This window comes from Kocuria atrinae C3-8 (genome assembly GCF_000286355.1).
GTDB lineage: Bacteria > Actinomycetota > Actinomycetes > Actinomycetales > Micrococcaceae > Kocuria > Kocuria atrinae_A.
Map to the genome: position 1 here is coordinate 13,175 of NZ_AJXN01000037.1, position 18,663 is coordinate 31,837.

Genomic DNA, 18,663 nt, shown 5'->3' on the forward strand with positions numbered 1-18,663 from the left:
GATTGCCCGGTCTCGCTGATGGGCGGGCGCAAACCCGCTCCACAGCGTAAGTAGTACGGCAGTGTGAGCGCCCGGCTGGTTTCCCCGGCCGAGCGTTCGCATGTCCGCACCCCTGAGGTGCGTCCGCAATCATCGGTGGGCGCCCAGCACGCCTACGCTTGTCTCATGACCACGCCCCAGACTTTTCCCCTTCCAACGCTCGAGGATCTCCTGGGCTCCGTCCGCGTGGTGGCGCTGCCCATGCGGGTGAAATTCCGGGGCGTCACGGTGCGCGAGACGGCGCTCTTCCAGGGCCCTTCCGGCTGGGGCGAGTTCGGCCCGTTCCCGGAATATCAGGACGCGGAGGCCTCGCAGTGGCTGCGCGCGGGCCTCGAAGCTGCGTGGCTCGGCTTCCCCGAGCCCCTCCGCACGAGCATCCCGGTCAACGCGACCGTCCCCGCCGTCCCCGCGGCCCGCGTGCCGAACGTGCTCGCCGGGTACGACGCGCGGTCCAGGCCGTGAAGATCAAGGTCGCCGAGCGTGGCCAATCCCTTGCCGACGACGTCGCTCGCGTGGCCGCCGTCCGTGACCTCCTTCCTGACGCGGAGCTTCGCGTGGACGCGAACATGGGCTGGGACGAGGAGCAGGCCGTCGCGGCGCTGGGTGAGCTGGCGACCTACGGACTCGAGTACGCCGAGCAGCCCGTGGCCACGATTTCCGGTTTGACCGCCGTACGGCGGCGGCTTCGCGAACGGGGCGTGGACCTTAAGATCGCCGCGGACGAATCCGTCCGAAAGGCCGAAGACCCGTTGGCCGTGGCTCGAGCAGGTGCCGCCGACCTGATCATCGTGAAGGTGGCCCCGCTCGGGGGAGTGCGCCGCGCACTGGACATCGTGCGGGAAGCGGGACTGCCGCCGTCGTCAGCTCGGCGATCGACAGCTCCGTGGGGATCCGCGCTGGCGTCGCCTTGGCCGCCGCGCTACCCGAACTGCCGTACGCGTGCGGGCTGGGAACGCTGTCTCTCATGGAGGGAGACGTCATCGGAGATCCGCTCAAGCCCCAGGACGGCTTCATCGAGGTGCGGGACGTTGCCGTGGACCGGGGCCTGCTGGAGGAATTCGCGGTGACGGGGCAGCGGCGCGACTGGTGGCTCGACCGGATCCGCCGGACCTATGGGCTGCTGGCGGGCAATTAACCTGCCGTTCGTTCCCAGGTCGTGCTCAGATCACCCGTGAGTGATGGGGTGATCAGCGGAAATACTCGCTGACATGTTCGCCCGCATGTCTCACCCTGGGGGATCCCATGACTCAGACACCCGAACGCCGCAAACTCCTGCCCATGCTGGGCCACGTCAACGGCAAGCGCAGCCCGCTGACGTGTGAGCTCAAGTGCGGTAGCCAATGCATGAACCCGGACTGCAACCAGTCCGGCAACGACTACGCGCACGACATCATTTCGGCGGCCGTGAGCCGCCGAGCCGCTTTGGGCCTGGGCCTGGCAGGTGCCGTCACGGTGGGGGTCGTGGCCGGTACGTCGGAGCCCGCTAACGCGACCTACGCCTACTGGGGTAAAGGCCGGGGCCGCCTGGACTTCAACCCCATCAAGCCCGTGGACATGACCGTGGATGACTTCAATGTCCCGGAGGGCTACGACTGGTCCCCGATCATCCGCTGGGGCGACCGCTGTTCTACGATTCGCCGGAGTTCGACCCGGAAAACCAGACTCCGGAGGCGCAGGCCAAGCAGTTCGGCTTCAACGCGGACTACCTGGACATCCTCCCGGACGCGAGCGGTCTGACCGGTGTGCTGGTCAACAACCACGAGTACACCAACGAGAACACCATGTTCCCCACCGGCGCCCAGCAGGCGGACCTGGCCAACGTGGCCCGCACCGCCATGGCGGCTCACGGTATGTCGGTCGTGGAGATCACCCGCACCAAGGTGGGCGAGCCGTGGTCCTACGTGCGCGGTGGCGCCCGTAACCGCCGCATCACCCTGGACACCCCGTTCGTAGTGGACGGTCCCGCTGCCGGTTCCGACCTGCTCAAGACCCAGGACGACCCGACCGGTAAGCGCGTGGCGGGTACCCAGAACAACTGCGCCGGTGGCGTGACTCCCTGGGGCACCATCCTCTCCGGCGAGGAGAACGTGCACCAGTACTTCATCACCTCCGGCACTGCGGAGGAGAAGCGCTACGGTTTCCCGACCGCCATGCCCTCGCGCCGCTGGCCCGAGGTCGAGAAGCGTTTCGACGCGCGCATCGAGGGTTACAAGAATGAGCCCAACCGCTTCGGTTGGATCGTGGAGATCGACCCGCAGAACCCCAACTCCGCACCGGTCAAGCACACCGCGCTGGGCCGTTTCAAGCACGAGGGCGCCAACGTCCACGTGGGCGACGACGGAACGGTGGTGGCCTACTCGGGTGATGACGAGAAGTTCGAGTACATCTACAAGTTCGTCTCCTCCCGCAAGTACAAGGAGGGCGACAAGCGCCACAACATGAAGCTTCTCTCCGAGGGCGACCTGTACGTGGCCAAGCTCAAGGGCAACTCGCCCAAGGGCCAGATCACCGGTGACGGCACCCTGCCCGCGGACGGCGAATTCGACGGTTCCGGTGAATGGTTGCCCCTGATCAAGGGCGGCAAGTCCATGATCAAGGACATGGCCGTGGACGAGGTTCTCGTGTACACCCGCCTCGCCGCGGACAAGGCGGGTGCCACCAAGATGGACCGCCCGGAGGATGTGGAGCCCAACCCGCACACCGGCAAGGTGTACGTGGCGCTGACCAACAACTCCGACCGCGGCAAGCCCGGTTTCGCCCCGGTGGACGAGGCCAACCCGCGCACCGGCAACCGCGACGGTTACGTCCTGGAATTCACCGAGCGTCACGGCCGCGTGAACTCCACCCGCTTCAACTGGAACCTGCTGCTGGTCTGCGGTGATCCCACCAAGGATTCCGGCACGTACTTCGGCGGGTACCCCAAGGACAAGGTTTCGCCCATCTCCTGCCCGGACAACGTGGCCTTCGACCGCGCCGGCAACCTGTGGGTCTCCACGGACGGTGCGCCCTCCAAGATCGGCTACAACGACGCCCTGTTCAAGGTGGGCCTGACCGGTTCCGAGCGCGGCCGCGTGCAGCAGTTCCTCTCGGTTCCGCAGGACGCCGAGACCTGCGGTCCGGTCATCCACGACAACGAGGACATGGTCTACGTGGCCGTGCAGCACCCGGGCGAGGACGGTTCCTACGAAGAGCCCCGCTCCTACTTCCCGGACTACGCGCTGCCCACCCGCCTCGAGGAGGGCGAGTTCTCCATGCCTCGCCCCGCCGTGGTGCAGGTGTTCAAGCTTGAGCGCGACAAGGATCCGGAGTTCCCCGGTGGCGTGAGCGACAAGCCGGGCAAGGGTCACGGTCGCGGCAAGCGTCGCAAGAACGGCCCCAAGGGTCCCAAGTACCGCGGCTACCGGGGCAAGTCCAACCAGGACACCCGCAACCGCGCTCGCCGGGCGCGCCGTTCCTACGAGGACTGGAGCTTCCAGGACAGCGGCGGCGAGGGCAATATCACTCGCCCGCTGCCCAAGCGCTGAGTCAGCCCCAGCCACGCTTGAGTGCGTGAACAGGCCCGTGCGGGGTCGCGGTTATCCGCGGCCCCGCACGGGCCTTTAACGCATCCATTTCGACGACGCCGCTCGCGTCGTGGCTGCCTCGCCCCACCTGACATCTGAGGCGCGGGATCGCACGCACCACGCGGCGCCAGCTGCGAGCGGCGCCTGAAATGTCACCGGGCCGAGCGGCGTCGTCCTGGGGTGCCCGCGACCTATGTGACGCGGTGTGACGTGATGTGACGCCCCGTGACAGTGGGCTGTCAGGCCAGGCCGGACGTCGGTAGCTTTTATGAAACGGGTCACGCAGAACTGTGCCGCTCGGGGACTTCACCCGTTCCCCGAAGACTCGTGGCGCACCTGACGATCACTAGTTTCCGTTCAAGGAGCTGCCATGGCCGCGCAAACCACGTCGACCGAAACTTCTTCCAAGTCCGCCGCACCGCGCGTGCGCGGACCCCGCCCGGGCACCAACCTGGGCCAGTGGAAGATCAGCGGCAAGGAACCCCTCAATCACAACGAGGAGTTCAAGTCCGAGGGCAACCCGCTGGACGTCCGCGAACGAATCATCGACACGTATTCCAAGCAGGGCTTCGACTCGATCCCCACGGATGACGTGCACGGACGGTTCCGCTGGATGGGCCTGTACACCCAGCGCAAGCAGGGCGTGGACGGCGCGTCGACCTCCAAATTGGATGCGGAGTCGCTCTCGGACAAGTACTTCATGATGCGCATCCGCACGGACGGTGGCCGCCTCAACGTGGCCCAGGCTCGCGTGATCGGTGAGATCTCCCGTGACTTCGCCCGGGATACCGCCGATGTCAGCGACCGCCAGAACATCCAGCTGCACTGGGTTCGCATCGAGGACGTCCCCGAGATCTGGGAGCGCCTGGACTCCGTGGGGCTGTTGAGCGTCGAGGCCTGCGGCGACACACCGCGTGTGTTCCTGGGCAGCCCGGTGGCCGGCGTGGATGCGCACGAGATCATCGACTGCACCCCGCAGCTGGATGCCCTGAGCGAGGCGTTCGTGGGCAACCCGGACTTCGTGAACCTGCCCCGCAAGTTCAAGACCGCGATCACGGGCAGCAAGAGCCTGGATGTGGTCCACGAGATCAACGACGTCAGCTTCGTGGGCGTCGAGCACCCCGAACTCGGCGTCGGCTATGACCTGTGGGTGGGCGGCGCTCTGTCGATCACCCCGCGCCTGGCCGAGCGCCTCGGCGTATTCGTCGCACCCGAAGATGTGGTCCCCGTGTGGGCGGCCGTGGCCGGCATCTTCCGCGATTACGGCTACCGCAAGCAGCGCACCAAGCCCGCCTGAAGTTCCTGCTGGCCGAGTGGGGCACCGAGAAGTTCCGCCAGGTGCTCGAGGACGAATACCTGGGACGCAAGCTCCCGGACGGTCCCGCACCGGCTCGCGCCGTGGGCCGTCCCGATCACGTGGGGGTACACGACCAGCACGACGGCAACAAGTACGTGGGTTTCGCCCTCACCGTGGGTCGTCTCAACTCCGCCGCGCTGCTGGCGCTCGCGGACGCCGCCGAGGCCGCCGGTTCCGATCGCATCCGCCTGACGCCCTACCAGAAGGTTCTGGTGTTGGATGTTCCCGAGGATCGCGTGAACGAGCTGACCACCGCGCTCAAGCCCCACGGCATGGACGCACACCCCAGCCCGTTCCGCCGCGCGACCATTGCGTGCACGGGCATCGAGTTCTGCAAGCTCGCGTTCGTGGAGACCAAGGGTCTGGCCGCCCAGGTCATCGACAGCTCGAAGAGCGGCTCACGGACCTCGAGATCACCAACCCATTTCCCTGCACATCAACGGCTGCCCCAACTCGTGCGCGCGCATCCAGACCGCGGACATCGGGCTCAAGGGCCAGTTCATCGGCGAGGAGTTCGTGTTCCAGGTGCACCTGGGCGGCGGCCTGGCCTCCGCAGACCGCGAGGAAGGCGGCCTGGGTCGCACCGTGCGCGGATTGAAGGTCACCTCCGACGACCTCACCGATTACGTGGAGCGCGTGACCCGCCGCTACATGGCAGAAACCAACGGCGAACTCACCTTCGCCGAGTGGGCACAGAACACCGAGGAGGATTCTCTGCGATGACCACACCTATTTCTTCAGCTACTACTTCAACCACGACGACGCCGCCCGCGGCACCCGCCGCTGGTACGTCACTTGACGCGACCACTTCGCCGGCCGCAACCGGAGTGGGCTCCGCAACCGTCGACACCAAAGCGCCCGGAGCGGCGTCGGCGCCCCGACGAACTCGCTCCGAGGCCGAATTGAAGGCCCTGGTCGAAGAGGCCAACGAGCTGTTCGGCGAGCGCAATGCGGACACCCAGGAACTACTGGCGTGGGCCGGTAGGACGTTCGGGAAGTCGCTCGCGGTGGCCTGCTCCATGGCCTCGGACACCGTGGTGCCCGCCCTGGTCAGCCAGCACATCAAGGACGTGGACGTGCTGTTCCTGGACACCGGCTACCACTTCCAGGAGACCATCGAGACCCGGGACGCGTTCGCCTCGGACTGGCCCGTGAACGTGCGCACCCTGCTGCCGCGGCTGACCGTGCCCGAGCAGGACGCCGAGTTCGGTCCGAAACTTCACGACCGCGAGCCGGCCACGTGCTGCGGGATCCGAAAGGTCGAGCCGCTCGACAATGCACTGGAGGGCTACGAGGCCTGGGTGACCGGGCTGCGCCGCGAGGAAACGCCCCACCGCGCCAATGCTGCGCCGGTTGAATGGGACGAACGCCACCACATGGTCAAGATCAACGCGATCGTGGACTGGACCTTCGACGACGTCGTGAGCTGGGCCGAGACCAACCTGGTGGTGGTCAACCCGCTGCTGACGCAGGGTTACCCGTCCATCGGTTGCGCTCCGTGCACACGAAAAGTTGCCCCCGGTGAGGACCCGCGCGCTGGTCGCTGGTCCGGGCTGGGCAAGACAGAATGCGGGATTCACGTATGACCACCACAGCCACCTCCACCGTCACGTCGACGTCGAACTCGAGCGCGCTGACCCAGCTGCAGCGGCTGGAAGCCGAGTCGATGCACATCTTCCGCGAGACCGCGTCCGAGGGCGAACGCCCCGTGCTGCTGTTCAGCGGCGGCAAGGACTCCGTGGTCATGCTGCACCTGGCCGCCAAGGCCTTCTGGCCGTGCCCCATCCCGTTCCCCGTGCTGCACGTGGACACCGGGCACAACTTCCCGGAGGTCCTGGACTTCCGTGACCGCACTGCGGAACGGCTCAAGGTGCGCCTGGAAGTCGCGAGCGTGCAGGACTACATCGACGACGGCCGGCTCAGCGAACGCCCGGACGGCACCCGCAACCCGTTGCAGACGGTGCCCCTGCTGGACGCGATCACGGACGGCCGCCACGACGTGGTCTACGGCGGCGCCCGCCGTGACGAGGAGAAGGCCCGCGCCAAGGAACGCATCATCAGCTTGCGTGACGAGTTCGGCCAGTGGAATCCGCGCGATCAGCGCCCTGAGCTGTGGAGCCTGTACAACACGCGCCACCGCCCGGGCGAGCACGTGCGCGTGTTCCCGCTGTCCAACTGGACCGAGCTGGATATCTGGCGCTACATCGCGGCAGAAAACATCGAGTTGCCGCCGCTGTACTACGCGCACGAGCGGGACGTGATCCTGCGCGACGGCATGCTGCTGGCCGTGGGGGAGTACGTGACCCGCGCGACGGCGAGGACATCGAGCGACGCACGGTCCGCTATCGCACCGTGGGCGACATGAGCTGCACCGGTGCCGTGGAATCACCGGCCGCGAATGCCCAGGACGTCCTGGCCGAGGTTGCCACCAGCACACTCACCGAACGCGGAGCCACGCGAGCGGATGACCGCATGTCTGAAGCCGCCATGGAAGACCGCAAGCGAGAGGGCTATTTCTAAAATGAGCGTTGACACCCAAGGAAGCCTGCTGCGCATTGCCACGGCGGGCAGCGTGGACGACGGTAAGTCCACCCTGGTGGGGCGCTTGCTCCACGACACCAAGAACATCCTGGTCGACCAGCTCGAAGCCATTGAGCGGGTCAGTCAGGCGCGCGGTCTGGACTCTGCGGACCTGGCGTTGCTGACCGACGGCCTGCGTGCCGAACGCGAGCAGGGCATCACCATTGATGTGGCTTACCGCTACTTCGCCACGCCCGCCCGGAACTTCATCCTGGCCGACTGCCCGGGACACGTGCAGTACACCCGCAACACTGTGACGGGTGCGTCCACTGCGGATGCGCTGATCATCCTGGTGGATGTGGAGCACGGGATCGTGGAGCAGACCCGCCGTCACCTGGCGGTGGCCGCTCTGCTTGGGGTGCCGCACCTGATCGTGGCGCTCAACAAGATCGACCTGGTCCCGGACGCCGAGCAACGCTTCGCGCAGTTGAATACGGACCTGCACGAGCTGGCCGATCAGCTGGGTGTGCTGGCGTTGCAGACCATTCCGATCTCCGCGCTGCGCGGGGACAACGTGGCGGAGAAGTCGCCCAACACCCCGTGGTACGAAGGCCCCAGCCTGCTGGAATGGCTCGAGACCCTGCCGGATTCCGCGGAGCTGACGCAGTCAGAGCGGTTCGCGTTCCCCGTGCAGACGGTGCTGCGCCCGCAGTCCGCCGCGGTGGACCCGGCCTTGGTGGACTACCGCGGTTACGCGGGTCAGATCGCCTCCGGAACCGTGCGCGTAGGCGACACGGTCACGGTGCAGCCAGCCGGTCGCCAGACCACGGTCGAGGGCATCGACCTGGCTGGTCAGCCGTTGGACGTCGCCGTGGCGGGGCAGTCCGTGACTCTGCGACTGGCCGATCAGATCGACATCACCCGCGGCGACCTCATCTCCGGGGTGGACACGAATGCCGAACCCAGCCAGTCCGTGGAAGCCGTGGTTTGTTGGCTCGATGAGAAGCCGTTACACGAAGGCCAGCGCGTGCTGCTCAAGCACACCACGCGCGTGGTCCGGGGCATTGTGGGTTCGATCGACGGTCGCCTGAACCTGGACAGCCTCAGTGTGGAATCCGTGGATTCCTTCGGGCTCAATGACATCGGCCGGATCACGGTGCGCGTGGCCGAGCCGATCTTCGGTACGGGATACACGCAGTCCCACGCACTGGGATCGTTTCTGCTGATCGACCCGCAGACCGGTCGCACGCAGGCTGCGGGCATGATCCAGGACGACAGCATTGAGACTCCGGGCGTGCTGGGAAGTCTCAAGGCAGAGCACGGAGATTGGCGCATCTGAGGTGCGTGCAGCGGCGTCGTCGTGTGGACGACGCCGCCCACCCGGCCCGAGTGCGTGACCTCGACATGTGGCGCTGCGTGACGCGAGCGACTGTGAGTGTCCGAAAGGCTTACTAGAGTGGGCTACATGATCACTCCAAGCCTGCTGACCGCCACCACCGCACTGAGTGCCCTCGCACGCGCGGGCATGGAGCAGATGGTGGTCGCGCCGGGATCTCGATCCGCACCCGTTGCGTACGCCGCTGCGGCAGCGGAAGCCAGCGGAGCTTTGCGAGTGCACGTTCGTATCGACGAGCGCGTGGCGGCCTTCACCGCGCTGGGAATTTCCCGCGCCACGGGTCGCCCCGCTGCCGTGCTCACGACCAGCGGTACCGCGGTGGGCAACCTGTTGCCGGCAGTCATGGAGGCCTCGCACTCGGGGATCCCGCTCGTGGCTCTGACCGCTGATCGTCCGCCGGAACTGCGCGGCACGGGCGCCAACCAGACCACGGTCCAGCCCGGCGTTTTTGAAGCTTTTGTGCGAGCCAGGTGGACGTGGTGCCCGACGATCAGGACGCCGCTGCGGAGGCTTTACGACAGGCGCTCGCCGCTGCCGGGGGAGACGCCACCACCGCACCGGGGCCGGTGCATCTCAACCTTGCGTTGCGGGATCCGCTGTACCCGTGGGCCGAAGAGGATCACGTGTTCCTCAAGAACTGGGCCGAGGACCTCGCGGCGGAATTGGCCGAGGACCGTCCCCAGCCCATCGCCCACCCCTGGGCCGTGTTCGATGAAGCCTTGGTGACCGACAACCTGGAGACGGATACCAGCGGTCTGCCGCGAGATATCGGCAGAAACTTCCGGATTCATGATGTCCACGGCGGCAGCATTCCGGCACCTCTGGGGGAGAACCCCGGTAAGCGTCCCACCACACCGGACGGCGCGCGTGCCGTGGTCATGGCCGGCGACGGCGCCGGACCCGCCGCGGCACGATTCGCTGAGGAAGCCGGTCTGCCGCTGATGGCAGAGCCGTCTTCCAACGCGCGTTTCGGTAAGTCGGCCGTGCACTCGTACCAAAATGTCCTGGAACTGGACATCGTGGACTACGTGGACACCGTGGTGCTCGTTGGGCGGCCCACGCTGTCCCGGCAGGTGGCGGCCATGCTGCAGCGCGAGGACGTTCGCGTGCTCGCCGTGCGTCCCGGACCGGTGCCGTGGTTCGAAGAAGGTCGCCGCGACGAACAAGTCGTGAACACGTTCCAGGAAGCCCTGGAGCTTCTCGGCCCCGTCCGCGACGGTTGGTTCGAGCTGTGGGAAGCCACCGGCATCGCGGCGTGTGATGCGCTTCGAACCCAGGCCAACTCCACCCCCATTCTGACCGGCCCGCACGTGGCCCACGCCGTGTGGGACGCCTGCGCGGCCGATGGCGCCGTGCTCGTGGCCGGTTCGTCCAACCCGATTCGCGATCTAGACCTCGTGGCCTGGCCGGATGACCCAGTGGCTGTCGTGGCCAATCGAGGAGTGTCCGGGATTGACGGCACCGTGGCCACCGCACACGGTGTGGGTCTCGGAACGGGCCGCCCGGTGCGCGTGTTCCTGGGTGACCTCACACTCCTGCACGATGCCGGCGCGCTGCTCGTGGGCGAGGGCGAAGAAGTCCCGGACATCCAGTTCGTGGTGCTCAACGACAAGGGCGGCGGGATCTTCGGCAAGCTCGAGCACGGAGCCGTGGCGGAGGACGAACGTTACACGGGCACCGTGGAACGATTCTTCGGCACCCCGCACGCGGTATCCCTGCCGGATCTGTGCGCGGCCTACGGGGTGGAGTACAGCGAAGCGAACACCGCCATCGAACTGGCGGCAATCTTCGCGGCCCCGTTGCGCGGGCGCCGTGTGATCGAGATTCCCATCGACCGTGCCGGACTGCGCGAATTCCACAAGGGCATTCGCGGGGCAGCCCAGGACGCGGCCAGGGAGTACCTGGCGAAGAATCCGATCAAGGCGTGACCACGGTCTGATGTTGGCAGCTGGTGCCCAGGGCTCGCTGAGCACCCCTGGCTAGCATGGGTGCATGACTGAAACGCAGACTGCTTCCAAGAATTCACCGCGCACCGCCCTGGTCACCGGGGCCACCCGAGGTATTGGTCGGGCCGTCGCGGAAGACCTTGCTCGGGATCACGTGGTGTTCGTGGGCGGCCGCCGCTCCGAGGACGTCGAGCGCGTGCGCTCCGAGCTGGAGGGCCTCGGTCCGGGCACGCGTCCGTTCGTTGCCGAACTCACCGACGACTCTGCCGTTGAAGCCGCCTGGGCACCCCTGGCCGAGGAGTTCCCGGGTTTGAACGTGGTGGTGCACTCGGCCGGTATCGCGCCCATGGCCCGAGTGGAAGAAGCCACCCGTGAACAGTGGCGTGAAATCTTCGAGGTCAACGTGTTCTCCGTGGCCCAACTGACCAAGCTCGTGCTGCCGCAGCTGCGCGCCGTCGGTGGTGACGTGGTCGCGATCAACTCGGGGTCGGGCTTCACGGCGGGCCCGGCGTCGTCGTTGTATTCGGGGACCAAATTCGCCTTGCGCGCGTTCACGGATGCGCTGCGCGAAGAAGAGCGCGAGAACGGTGTGCGCGTGTCGTCGGTGCACCCGGGCCGTGTGGCCACGGACATGCAGCAAGAGCTGCACGACTACCTGGGCCGGGACTACCGCGCCGAAGAATGGATCCAGCCCGCTCAGATTGCCGCCGCCGTGCGCGTGGCCGTGGATGCGGAGCGCACGTCCCAGGTTGAGGTCATTACGGTGCGTCCTTCGGGCATGCACTAGGCACCCTGGGACCCCTGGGTTGCGGGCGTGCCTGAGCCAGTTTCTGTGCATTTACTGGTTCCGGAACGCCCACAATTCAATGAATAGACGCTGCATTAGGTAGCAATTGGTACAAACTGCGACCAACTTATATCTAGAACCCCCATTAACACCCCCTGGCGAAACCCTGGGGGTTATCCCCGTGTGGTAAGACTCACAGTGGTTCAGGATTGAGGTCTAACGCGCAACCATTCCGGGAACGCGCCGGGAGTCTAGGGGCTCTCCGGAAGATCTTGATCCGAGAGGACCACCACTATGAGCAACACACTCGTTGCCGCGGACCCGCGAAAAGAGGCGAGGACCGCAGCTTGGGTCGCAGGTATCGCCTGCACCGCACTGATTTTCGACGGCTTTGACCTCACCATCTACGGAACCGTCCTGACCACCTTGATGGCGGATCCCTCCCACATCGGCGCACTCGACGCCGCTACCGCCGGAACCCTGGGTTCCTACGCATTGATCGGCGTTCTCATCGGCGCTTGATCTGTGGCTCCATCGGCGACTACGTGGGCCGCCGCCGCATCATCCTGGTCGGCATTGCCTGGTTCTCCATCGGCATGTTCGTCACCGCACTCTCCACCTCCATCTTTGCTTTCGGTGCACTGCGTCTGATCACCGGTATCGGCCTGGGCGCAATCCTCGCTACGGCCGGCGCCACCATTGCGGAGTTCGCTCCTGCCGGGCGCCGTAACTTCTACAACGCCATCGTGTACTCGGGTATCCCCGCCGGTGGTGTGCTCGCAGCCCTGCTCGGCATGATCCTGCTCGAGCCCCTCGGCTGGCGCGGCCTGTTCATGATCGGTGCAACTCCCATCCTGTTCCTGCTGCCCATCGCGTTCTTCAAGCTTCCTGAGTCCCCGCGTTGGCTGCTGTCCCGTGGCCGCCGCGAAGAGGCCGAGGCCCTGTCGCTCAAGACCGGTACTCCCTTGCTCGAGGAAGTCGTTGTCCAGAAGGCCGGCGCTACTCCCGCCAAGACCGGTTTCGCCGCAGTGTTCTCTTCACAGTTCCGCCTGGGCGCCATCCTGCTGGGCTTCATGTCCTTCTCCGGCCTGCTGCTGACCTACGGCCTGAACACCTGGCTCCCCAAGATCATGGAGGGCTACGGCTACGGAACCACCTACTCGCTCGCGTTCTTGCTGGTGCTCAACTCCGGTGCCGTGATCGGTGGTGTGGTCGCTTCCAAGCTTGCTGACCGCCGTGGACCGCAGTTCATCGTGGCTACGACCTTCGTGATTGCAGCCATCACCCTGGTGCTGATGACCTTCCAGTTCCCGCTGCCGGTGCTGTTCATGTTCATCGGTGTGGCCGGTGTCGGCACCTGGGTACTCAGGTGCTGATCTACGGCTTCACCTCCAACTACTTCACCACCAACGCTCGTGCAGCCGGCGTGGCATGGTGCTCCGGCTTCGGTCGACTGGGCGGCATCTTCGGCCCGCTCATCGGCGGCTGGCTGGTTGCAGCTGGTCTGGGCGGCGCCACCGCGTTCTACATCTTCGGTGGTGTGGCACTGTTCGGCGCACTCGTGACCGTGTTGGTTCCCCGCCAGAAGGCCGTGGAAGCAGCCAAGGAAAAGGCAGAGGAAATCCTGGAGTCCACCGATCACCAGGACACCAACACTCCCTCGACCGTCCTGAACTAGCTTTCCGGGAACGACAGTCGACTGGCGCTCTAGCGAGCTGATCACCGACTGCCTCGGGAAACATAGAAACACCAAGGGTGCCGTTGCTCATTGCGAGCAGCGGCACCCTGCTTTTGTGCGCTCGTACTCCCAAAGCGCCGCACCCCGCCAGCCGCCGTGCCGTTAGGACCACCTCACGCACCTAAGGCGTCGTTGGAACCTTTCTGGCCCTGTGGAAGGGCTCTAACGAAACCTCAGGCGGGTTCGACGGCGCTACTGTCGCCTCACGCGCGCGGCCTCACCTCGCCGACGGCGCTCGCGGACCACGGGTCGACACGTCTGGTGCGCCGCTAGGACCACTTCAGGCACCTGAGGGGCCGTTGGAACCTTTCTGGCCCTGCGGAAGGGCTCCAATGAAACCCCCGGCGTGCTCGACGGCGCTACCGTCGCCTCACGCTCGCGGCCTCACCTCGCTGACCGTGCTGGCGGACCAACTTCCGCCTCTCGCCCAGATGCTGCACAGACTTCTGTCTCCTGACGACGACGATCGGCTCGTTCCGATTTCGCCTCACCGTGCGGAGGTGGCTCCACAGATGCCTTGCCGGCAACGTTTGGGAGCGAAAGAGGCTCGTTCTGTGGATTAGGCGACCGAGCGACGTCGAAAATTTCTAGGGTCCGTTTCATGCGAACTCTCGAAGCCATGGATCTGGGACCGAAACTCACGGTGCTGAGCGCCGCGGAATGGGAACGACGGCCGAGGGACCTTAGGCGCAGGCCCTACATGCAGCAACTGGCCAGGGGAGCATGGGTCCGAAGTGCGGAACCACTGAGCGTTCAGCAACGATCGGTTCTGTTGCGCGATCACCTCGAACGTCACGAAGGGCAATTGGCGGTCACGGGACTCACCGCGCTCGACATGTTGAACCTGCCGGTCAGCCAGGCGTATATCTGGGAAGAACGACTCTTGGGACACTCGCCGGCCCCGATAACTAGGGAATACCTGGCCCGATCGCACACCACACACCTGGCGTGGAGCGGCACGAGGTTGGCATCCAGTCAGAAACTGACGAGGGTCTCCAAGTCACTGGGGCTGCCTGGAATCGTCGGCCCGTGGGATTGTCCGTTGACTCATCCGTTGGAAGCACTCGTGGTGGCGGCTCCGGTCCTGCACTGTGGCGGATCACTGCGTGCTTGGATGCACTCATATCGCAGCGACTCATCGCGGAGGGTCGCACGGTGCTGGAGCAACTGAGTATGAGCGAGGTGTCAGATTTTCTGGATCAGCTTCCGCCCCGCGCGCAGAGTGTGGTGCGGGTTCGGCAGGCGTTGACGTTGTCCCAGGGACCCACCATCTCGGCCATGGAGACCCTGCTCCGACTGGTGGTGCTGAGATGCGGACTGCCGCCCATGGAAACGAACCACCCGGTCATGATGGACGGCAAGTTTGTATACCCGGATCTCGCCTGGCCGGAAGACATGGTCGCGCTCGAGTACAACGGACGACCTCACTGGGAGGACGGCAAGGCCTACGGAGACGAGAATTATCGGATTCAACGCCTGCGCGATCACGGGTGGCAGGTCCGAGTCGTGGTGATCGACGACCTCAGGGATCCCAAACGGCGCAGAGAACTCCTGCAGTGGCTGTTCCACCACCTGGATTCAGCACGCGCCAAGCGTTGTCAGAGCCAAGTGCAACACCTGAGGGGCCGTTAGAACCCTCCACGCAGTGGAAAAAGGTTCTCACGACCCCTCAAAGGTGTTCCGAGGTTCTCGCGACGCCTGACATATGGCGCCCCGGATATCGGCAGTACTTGGGGCAGAGGCGCACTGATGAATGTCAGCTCCGACGACCCCAGTCTGGGCCTACTCCGGCGTATCCACCTTGGTGGGGTTGAGCACGCGAGAAAGGAAGGACTGTGTGCGCTGGTGCTTGGGGGAGCCGATGACCTCGCGGGCGGGGCCTTCTTCGACCACCACGCCGCCGTCCATGAAGACCACGCGGTCGGCGACGTCGCGGGCGAACGACATCTCGTGGGTCACCACGAGCATGGTCATGCCCTCATTCGCGAGCTTACGCATGATGGCGAGCACATCACCCACGGTCTCGGGGTCGAGTGCGGAAGTGGGCTCGTCGAAAAGCATCAGATCCGGGTTCATGGACAGAGCACGCGCGATGGCCACGCGCTGTTGCTGACCTCCGGAGAGCTGACCCGGGCGCTGCTGGGCCTTCTCGGCCAGGCCCACACGTTCCAGGTTGGTCATGGCCGTCTGTTCGGCCTCCGACTTGGAGCGCTTGAGCACCTTGACCTGGGACACCGTGCAGTTCTCGAGCACGGTCAGATGCGGGAACAGGTTGAACTGCTGGAACACCATGCCCACGTTGCGGCGCATGGCGTCCACGTCGATGTCCGGGTCGGTCACGTCGAAACCACCGACCGTGATGTTCCCGGACTGCGGCTCTTCCAACAGGTTGAGGCAGCGCAGCAGCGTGGACTTACCGGAACCGGAGGGTCCGATCAGGCACACCACTTCACCGGGGTTCACGGTCAGGTCGATGCCGCGCAGCACCTCGAGGTCACCGTAGGCCTTGTTGAGCCCGCGGACGGACACGGCGGGCGTCTCGGGGGATGCGGATGCCTGAGTGTTTTCGGTTGCAGATGTGGACACCGTGGCTCCTAGGAGGACTTCTTGACGCGGTCGGTCTTGGTTTCAAAGCGGCGGGACAGGATGCCCAGCGGCACGGTGATGATCAGGTAGCAGATACCCGCGGCGACCAACGGGGTCAGACCCGCACCGGCACCGGAGATGCCTTCGCGGCCGAACTTGGTGAGTTCGTACTGCGACAGGCCCATGCCCAGCAGGTAGACCAGGGAAGAGTCCTTGGTCAGCAGGATGACCTCGTTGGTCAGCGGCGGCAGTACGATGCGCAGCGCCTGCGGAATCACAATGGTCACCATGGCGCGGGTGTGCGACATACCCAGGGAACGGGCTGCCTCGTACTGACCCTTGGGCACGGCCTGCAAGCCGGCGCGCAGCGACTCGGCGATGTATGCCGCAGCCACCACGCCCAGCGCGATCATCACGGTCACGTAGTGGTTGAACCGGAAGCCGAACGCCAGCGGAATGCCGTAACCCAGGGCCAAGAACACCAGCAGGGCCGGAACGCCGCGGAAGAATTCGATGTACAGCGTGGCGATCCACCGGTAGGGCCCCACGGAGGAGAGCTTCATGAGCGCCAGGACCACACCCAGCGTCAGGCCCACCACAAAGCCGAGGGCCGTGTAGATCAGGGTGTTCTTGAGGGCGATGGTGATGATCCCGGGGAACTGGTCCGCAATCACCGCGGGGTTGAACACTCGTTCGTAGAGAACTTTCCAGTCCGCGAGAACGACCAGGGCGATCAACACCAGCACCAACACGGCGTACTGGATGCCCCTCGACAGCTTGGCGCGCTGCCGGGTGGTCATGGCCATCAGTTTTCTCCCTCAGTCATCACAAAAGTCATCACAGAAAATCCTTGTTCCATGATCTCGCATTGCACCGACAACGGGCGTGCCGGGCGAGAAACTCGCCCGGCACCCATTGCCGATCACCTCAAAGCAGGTTCAGGACCCGGTGTGAAGAATCGGATCAGAGACCGATCCACTCTTCGCGCATCTTGTCCATGGTGCCGTCCTCGTTGAGGCGGTCCAGGGTCTTGTTCACGGAGTCGAGCAACTCGGTGTTGCCCTTCTTCACGGCCACACCCAGGTTCTCACCGGTGTCCACGGTCTCGACGATTTCGAGATTCTCGTTCTCGTCAGCGCGGTTACCCAGCGTGGAGATGTTACCGGACACGGCCTTCACACCACCGGTCTCCAGGGACTGGAACATGAGCTCGACGTCCTCGAACTGCTGGATCGTGGCGCCCTTCTCCTCGGCATACTTCTCGCCGGAGGTGGCCTGCTGGGCACCCACGGAAGCGTCGCCGATGGAATCGAAGCTGGTGATACCGGAATCCTTGGTGGTCAACAGGCCGATTTCGTCATTGAAGTACGGCTTGGAGAAATCCATGGACGCTTTGCGCTCGTCGGTGATGCCCATGCCGGAAATGACCATTTCACACTGGTCGGTGTCCAGGGCTGCACCGGATTCCAAGGTCTCGAAGTTGGCCTGGATGAATTCCTTTTCCTTGCCCAGGTCCTTGGCGATCTCGTCGGCCAGGGCCATATCGAAGCCCACGACCTCGCCGTCGCGCTCGAACTCGAACGGGGGATAGGGCGAGTTGGCGCACACGGTGATCGTGCCGCCCTCGCCGCCCGCCTGGGAATCGGACTCGGACGTGGATTCGCAACCGGTCAGGATCAGACCGGTCGCGGACAGCACAGCCAGCGCGGGCATTACACGGCGAAGCTTGGACATGGGATCTCCCTCGAAAAGCAATAGCGCTATCTAGTTTGTGGAAAACCTTACTACGCCGTTACTTCCGGCGACCTCAAGCGGCACCCACGCAGCCCCGACGCTGGGAGGATTCTCGCGAGAAAATCAGGCACGCGTAGCGGGCAGCGCCTCGAGCATGGGCCGCAGCTTGGCCCAGGTCTCGGCCAACTCCGCTTGCGGATCGGATTCGGCCACGATTCCACAGCCGGCACTCACACGGGCCTGCTGCGCGTCCAACTGCACGGCGCCACGCAGGGCAATGCCCCATTCGCCGTTGCCGGACGCATCCAGCCAGCCGACGGGGCCCGCGTACAGACCGCGTCCATGCGCTCCAGATCCTCGATCACACCGCCCGCCACCTCGGTGGGCGTCCCGCATACGGCGGCGGTCGGGTGCACGGCCTCGGCCAGCTCCAGCGGGGAGGGCAGCGTGCCGTCCACACCGGTGCGCAGTTCGGCGCGCACGTCCGAGGCCAGGTGCCACACGTTGGGCAGGGCCAGGATGAACGGTTCCTCCTCGCCGAACACGGTTTCCGCGTACGGGGACAGACCCGCGAGCAGCGAATCCACCGCGAACTTGTGCTCGCGCTGTTGCTTATCGGAGCCGCCCAGTGTCACGCCGGCGAAGTCCTCGGGATTCGCACCTTCCGGGAGGTCGTGCCGGTCCAGGGTCCCCGCGAGCACTCGCGCGGACGCGGTTCCCTGCTTCACGCGGATCAGCATTTCGGGCGTCGCACCCAGCAGCCGCCCGGCATCCGGATCATCGGTCCCGCCGGGTCGCACGCAGTACGTCCAGCACGAGTCGTAGCGGTCGCTCAGCCGCGCGAGCACCGCGCTCAGGACGATGGGCTGGCCCACATCGACCACCACGTCGCGCGCGAGCACCAGTTTCTCCAGGTCACCGGCCTGAATCATGTCCACACCGTCCGCCACGGCCGCCATCCAGCGGTTCTCGTCCAGGGCGCCCGGGGTCGCAGTGG

Annotated in this window: 11 protein-coding genes and 6 pseudogenes; 13 read left to right on the forward strand and 4 right to left on the reverse strand. The window is 65.4% G+C overall.

All coding sequences use genetic code 11. The annotated features are described in order from the left end of the window. Window positions 1–165 precede the first annotated feature (165 nt). The 13 genes and pseudogenes from YO9_RS0105220 to YO9_RS0105265 all read left to right on the forward strand — a co-directional run bounded on the left by YO9_RS0105220 (window position 166) and on the right by YO9_RS0105265 (window position 14,978). Window positions 166–1,174: pseudogene (locus YO9_RS0105220) on the forward strand (o-succinylbenzoate synthase). A gap of 107 nt (window positions 1,175–1,281) precedes the next feature. Continuing rightward, window positions 1,282–3,563 (forward strand): annotated as a pseudogene (locus tag YO9_RS0105225) (PhoX family protein). A gap of 409 nt (window positions 3,564–3,972) precedes the next feature. Beyond that, a pseudogene (locus YO9_RS0105230) lies at window positions 3,973–5,682 on the forward strand (nitrite/sulfite reductase). Then, window positions 5,679–6,545 (forward strand): phosphoadenylyl-sulfate reductase, encoded by an 867-nt coding sequence (locus YO9_RS0105235; protein ID WP_223286130.1) that lies wholly within the window; start codon window positions 5,679–5,681, stop codon window positions 6,543–6,545. Before YO9_RS0105230 ends, YO9_RS0105235 begins: the two are co-directional and overlap by 4 nt. Then, window positions 6,542–7,479: pseudogene (cysD, locus tag YO9_RS0105240) on the forward strand (sulfate adenylyltransferase subunit CysD). Before YO9_RS0105235 ends, cysD begins: the two are co-directional and overlap by 4 nt. A gap of 1 nt (window position 7,480) precedes the next feature. Further along, the gene (locus YO9_RS0105245) at window positions 7,481–8,818 is read left to right on the forward strand and encodes a sulfate adenylyltransferase subunit 1 (RefSeq protein ID WP_016996545.1); all 1,338 of its coding nucleotides are present in this window, start codon (window positions 7,481–7,483) and stop codon (window positions 8,816–8,818) included. Window positions 8,819–8,944: 126 nt separating this feature from the next. Continuing rightward, window positions 8,945–9,343 (forward strand): annotated as a pseudogene (locus YO9_RS21845) (thiamine pyrophosphate-binding protein); the annotation flags it as partial. Window positions 9,344–9,351: 8 nt separating this feature from the next. Beyond that, window positions 9,352–10,803, forward strand: coding sequence for a 2-succinyl-5-enolpyruvyl-6-hydroxy-3-cyclohexene-1-carboxylate synthase (locus YO9_RS0105250; RefSeq protein ID WP_223286135.1), 1,452 nt, complete (start codon window positions 9,352–9,354; stop codon window positions 10,801–10,803). A 64-nt stretch (window positions 10,804–10,867) separates the two neighbouring features. After that, on the forward strand, window positions 10,868–11,608 hold the full coding sequence (locus YO9_RS0105255; RefSeq protein ID WP_016996548.1) for an SDR family oxidoreductase: 741 nt from the start codon (window positions 10,868–10,870) through the stop codon (window positions 11,606–11,608). Window positions 11,609–11,902: 294 nt separating this feature from the next. Beyond that, a complete protein-coding gene (locus YO9_RS16980) occupies window positions 11,903–12,130 on the forward strand; it encodes a hypothetical protein (RefSeq protein ID WP_223286131.1) in 228 nt (75 codons plus the stop codon). Next, window positions 12,127–12,984: an MFS transporter gene (locus YO9_RS0105260; protein WP_223286132.1), complete on the forward strand. Its 858-nt coding sequence runs from the start codon at window positions 12,127–12,129 to the stop codon at window positions 12,982–12,984. Before YO9_RS16980 ends, YO9_RS0105260 begins: the two co-directional genes overlap by 4 nt. Further along, window positions 12,978–13,286, forward strand: coding sequence for an MFS transporter (locus YO9_RS16985; protein ID WP_223286133.1), 309 nt, complete (start codon window positions 12,978–12,980; stop codon window positions 13,284–13,286). Before YO9_RS0105260 ends, YO9_RS16985 begins: the two co-directional genes overlap by 7 nt. Window positions 13,287–14,375: 1,089 nt before the next feature. Beyond that, on the forward strand, window positions 14,376–14,978 hold the full coding sequence (locus tag YO9_RS0105265; protein WP_016996549.1) for a hypothetical protein: 603 nt from the start codon (window positions 14,376–14,378) through the stop codon (window positions 14,976–14,978). Window positions 14,979–15,128: 150 nt separating this feature from the next. On the opposite strand, the gene YO9_RS0105270 is transcribed toward YO9_RS0105265, so the two are convergent. The 4 genes and pseudogenes from YO9_RS0105270 to YO9_RS0105285 all read right to left on the reverse strand — a co-directional run. Then, on the reverse strand, window positions 15,129–15,932 hold the full coding sequence (locus YO9_RS0105270; protein ID WP_016996550.1) for an amino acid ABC transporter ATP-binding protein: 804 nt from the start codon (window positions 15,930–15,932) through the stop codon (window positions 15,129–15,131). Window positions 15,933–15,940: 8 nt separating this feature from the next. Next, on the reverse strand, window positions 15,941–16,738 hold the full coding sequence (locus YO9_RS0105275; RefSeq protein ID WP_016996551.1) for an amino acid ABC transporter permease: 798 nt from the start codon (window positions 16,736–16,738) through the stop codon (window positions 15,941–15,943). A 157-nt stretch (window positions 16,739–16,895) separates the two neighbouring features. After that, window positions 16,896–17,666 (reverse strand): ABC transporter substrate-binding protein, encoded by a 771-nt coding sequence (locus YO9_RS0105280; protein WP_031272718.1) that lies wholly within the window; start codon window positions 17,664–17,666, stop codon window positions 16,896–16,898. 123 nt (window positions 17,667–17,789) lie between these two features. Then, window positions 17,790–18,663: pseudogene (locus tag YO9_RS0105285) on the reverse strand (isochorismate synthase); the annotation flags it as partial.

Bases quoted from the DNA above. Each gene is read 5' to 3' on its own strand.
- YO9_RS0105235 (WP_223286130.1), top strand. From the start codon at position 5,679: ATGACCACACCTATTTCTTCAGCTACTACTTCAACCACGACGACGCCG.
- YO9_RS0105245 (WP_016996545.1), top strand. From the start codon at position 7,481: ATGAGCGTTGACACCCAAGGAAGCCTGCTGCGCATTGCCACGGCGGGC.
- YO9_RS0105255 (WP_016996548.1), top strand. From the start codon at position 10,868: ATGACTGAAACGCAGACTGCTTCCAAGAATTCACCGCGCACCGCCCTG.
- YO9_RS16980 (WP_223286131.1), top strand. From the start codon at position 11,903: ATGAGCAACACACTCGTTGCCGCGGACCCGCGAAAAGAGGCGAGGACC.
- YO9_RS0105275 (WP_016996551.1), bottom strand. From the start codon at position 16,738: ATGGCCATGACCACCCGGCAGCGCGCCAAGCTGTCGAGGGGCATCCAG.
- YO9_RS0105280 (WP_031272718.1), bottom strand. From the start codon at position 17,666: ATGTCCAAGCTTCGCCGTGTAATGCCCGCGCTGGCTGTGCTGTCCGCG.